This is a genomic window from Arthrobacter sp. AOP36-A1-22 (assembly GCF_052377615.1).
Lineage (GTDB): Bacteria > Actinomycetota > Actinomycetes > Actinomycetales > Micrococcaceae > Arthrobacter_H.
Genome location: NZ_JBQSWX010000051.1, coordinates 1 through 3,800 on the forward strand (window position 1 = coordinate 1; position 3,800 = coordinate 3,800).

General features: G+C 67.0%; 3 protein-coding genes. 2 read left to right on the forward strand and 1 reads right to left on the reverse strand.

What is annotated here, in order from left to right; genetic code table 11:
* Positions 1-26 precede the first annotated feature (26 nt).
* Entirely contained in the window at positions 27-833 is an 807-nt protein-coding gene (locus ACT3S2_RS15680) for an SDR family oxidoreductase (protein WP_444555764.1), read from the reverse strand.
* Positions 834-1,139: 306 nt separating this feature from the next.
* On the opposite strand from ACT3S2_RS15680, the gene ACT3S2_RS15685 reads away from it, so the two are divergent.
* Positions 1,140-2,381, forward strand: coding sequence for an alpha/beta hydrolase-fold protein (locus ACT3S2_RS15685; RefSeq protein WP_444555765.1), 1,242 nt, complete (start codon positions 1,140-1,142; stop codon positions 2,379-2,381).
* A 6-nt stretch (positions 2,382-2,387) separates the two neighbouring features.
* A partial coding sequence (locus tag ACT3S2_RS15690) for a condensation domain-containing protein (RefSeq protein ID WP_444561916.1) occupies positions 2,388-3,800 on the forward strand: 1,413 nt, incomplete at its 3' end.

Sequence of the window (3,800 nt, forward strand, 5' to 3'; positions counted from 1 at the left end):
CCTAGGGGGTGGGGGAAAGCTGGGGGCTAGCAGGAGCGCAGGCTGGCGCCACCGTCGACGACGATGTCCTGCATGGTCATGTGGCGGGCCCGCCGGGAAAGGGAAAACAGGACGACCTCGGCAATGTCCTGCGGTTCGGCGATCCGGCCCAGGGGGATACCGAGCCGGAAGCGATCCGGAGTCCCACCTACCACGCGTGCCCGGGCCTTCTCGGGGTCACCGCTCCACATCCGCTGCTGCATGGGGGTGTCGGTGGACCCAGGGGCGATCGTATTGCAGCGGATGCCCAGCGGCGCCAACTCCAGGGCTGCATTGGCACTGAGGGCCGCAGCTGCTGCCTTGCTGGCAGCGTAGGCGGCCATGCCGACGCGAGGGACGGCGGCGGCGTTGGAGGAGACCACCGCGATGGAACCGGCCTCGCCGGGGGCGCTGAGGGGCCGCCGTCCGCCCAAGGTACGGGCAGCCTGGCGCAGGACGACGAAGGTGCCGCGGACATTGACGTCCATCACCCGGGCGAATCCATCCAGGTCGGTGTCGGCCAGCGCTGCCTCGTGCAGGACGCCCGCGGCGTGGGCGATCTTCAGTACCGGTGGGTGGGTAGCGGCCAACTGATCGAAAATCTCCGCCACCCGATCAGCGTCCGCTACATCGGCGCGGTATTCGACGACCCTAGTGTCCCCGACACGGGTGTGCCGGCACTCCTGGGTGAAATCGGCATCCAAAGCGGCGATGAGCTGCGGAGGCCCGTCCGGATCATGGGCGAGGGCCTCGACGACGGCCCGCCCGATGCCCCGGGCTGCTCCGGTGACGACAGCGGTGTGCGGTTGGTTCATTTCATTGCTCCTTTCGCAAGAGGCGGGTGGTGATTGCGGGGCCCTTGCAGGGGTAGATCCGGGTGCGGGTATGGAGCGCCGGCTGTCCTGCCCAAGACGCGAGTAGGGGCCACTGCTCCTGCCCACGAAAAGGACACGCAAGAATTACCTGCATTCGAGTTGCCCAAGGGATGGAGAATAGGCGAGGGTTTCGTTCTGTATTCCGTTCAACATAGGCTAACCTAAGTGAGATTTCGACAGCGTTCAAGTGGGATTTCCATGCAACGCAGCGCAGGCTGACAAATAAAGTAATCCCGTGTAACGCACGTGAAGACAACGGAAAGCGAGTCCATGCTCCCCGGCCACACCAACGCCCCGGTTTTCGAGACCTTCGGCCTCCCCTCACCCGTGGATTCCCGCGTTTTCTGGGAGGAGGTGCGACGCAGGGGCACCCCGTACGTGTCGCGGTCAGGAAATGAGAGAAGCGTCACATTCCTCTACCGCAGTGGAACGGCAGCCCAGGTCTACCTCGAGGCCAACCGGCTCACCGATAAGCACCGGATCGATCAGGGCCGGATGAATTTGATCGCGGACACCGACGTCTGGTGGGCCACCCTGGATGTCGACGCCGACTCAGTTTTCTCCTACGGCTTTCGTGCGTTGGCCACCGGGGGGGAAGGACTGGCCCACGCAGTGGCCCTCCAGCGACGGGCCGGGATCCCGGCCGTGGCGGACCCGTTCAACCGCGGCGAAACCATCAATGCCAACGGCACCGGGCCGCTATCGGTGTGCTCCATGGACGAGGCTTCCGCGACAGGGGTCTGGGATGGGGCAGCGGCCCAGACAGTGCGCGGCAAGCTCACGCATTCTGCCGTCTGGTTACCTGCCGTGGGCCGCACGGCCAGGCAGTGGATGTACACCCCGGCGCCGGGATCCCCGAAACCATTGCGGCTACTGGTCCTCACCGACCCCGAGATCTGGTTCGGTCGGCTGCATTTGGCCGCGGCGTTGGAATCGGCGGTGGCCTCGGGGGAAGTAGAGCCGGTGGCCGTAGTGGGGATCGCAACCCGGGATAATGCCGAACGCCTGGAGCTGCTGGGGGCCAACCACGCCTTCGTGGATGACCTGGCCTCCGTGATCGTGCCCGCGGCCCGCACCGCACTGGAAGAAACCCATCTCCTGCGCGGCCTCGGGGAAACAGTTCTGGCCGGGCAGAGCCTCGGCGGCCTGACGGCACTGCTGGCCGCGCTGCGGAAACCCGAGGTCTTCGGCACGGTGCTGGCACATTCGCCGTCGCTGTGGTGGATGCCCGACGGCAGCGTCACCCCCGCGAACTACACGCACGTGCACCAACCGTGGATCACCGGACGGTTCGCCAGCGAGCCGGGGACCAGTGCGCGCATCGACCTGCGGGTCGGGACCCGGGAGGACATCACCAATGACCACGTCGATCAGCTTCAGCAGGTCCTGCTCGACCGCGGATACGACTCCGCCTCCGCACGCTTCAGCGGAGGCCATGATTTTTCCTGCTGGCGCCACGTGCTGATCGAGGGATTGAAGGAGGACTAGAGCGACATGACAACCCCAGCACCCACCCAGACCGATCTCCGCCCCTTGAGCGATGGGCAATTGGCCCTGTGGTTCGGCCATCTCGGTGACGCCACCAAGGCGGCCTACCAATGTGCCGAATATGTCGACATCAGCGGTCCCCTCGATGCGGACCGCTGGGCCGAGGCTCTCCGGGAATGCCTTGATGCCACTGGGCTCGCCGCCGACTACCTCGACACCCCCGATGGCCCCCGGTCCCGCCCCGGCGGGTGCATCGTCCCCGAGGTCATCGATCTGGCGGATGCCGCCGATCCGGAGGCTTCGGCCCGGCATTGGATGGAGGGTGAGTTGTCCCGTCCGGCCCGCCGGCAGGGGGACACCGTCCTGGCCTTGCACGACGCCACCGGCCATGCGCTGATCCGGCTGTCGGAGCACCGGCACTGGTGGTTCGCCCGCTTCCACCACATCGGCGTCGACGGCTACTCGGTCCACGCCTTCATCCAGTGGGTCGCCCGCGTGTACACGGACCCTGCCGCACTGGAGGAGAGCCCCTTCACCGATCTGGCTTCGGATTCCGACCCGCTGCCCGTCAGGAGGGAGGACCCGGCAGCCGACTCCAGCTGGGAGGAAGCCCGGGACTTCTGGACCCGACGAGCGGACATCCTCGACACGGCAGGATCCTTATGCGAGACCACGGCACCGGCACGAGTCGACCACCACGATCTCCGGCAACGGATGGACCCCGACGCGGTTGAGGCCCTCATCGACTTCGCCACCGAAACGGGGTCCACCTGGATCGAGATGTCCTTTGCCCTCATCGGGACCTACTCCCAGTCCTACCTCACCGACCGGCCCGCCGTCCTGGGGATCCCGTGGCTGAACCGCCCACCGGCGGCCTCCGATGCCCGGGCCGTGGCCCCCCGGGTCAACGTCCTGCCACTGTGTCTGCCGGCGGTGACCGACCCCGGGACCACCGTGGCCGAGTTCGCTGCGGCGGTCCGCAACGAGTTGACGGCCGTGCGCGCCGTCCAGAGATACCGGACTGAATGGCTCCGCCGGGACCTGGGAAAGAGCGGTGCCGGTCACCGGTTGCATGGCCCTACGATCAACATCCGTCCCTTCGATCGGCGGGCCACGTTCGGCCCGGCCGCCGGAACCGTGCACAACATCAGGTCCGGGCCGACGGAGGACCTGGACATCGCCCTCTCCCTGGACGCCGACGGCGGGCTCGAGGTCAGGGTTCTGGCCAACCCGGACCTGTACTCCGTCGACACGGCGCAACGACATCTCGAACGCATCACCGACCTGCTCGAGCGCACCCCGCGCGAAGGCCCTGCCACTCTCGGGGAAATCCCCCTCATGCTGCCGGCAGAACGCGACCTGGTCATGAACACCTTCAACGACACCGGCGCCCCCGCAACCGAGCACACCCTGCCTAGC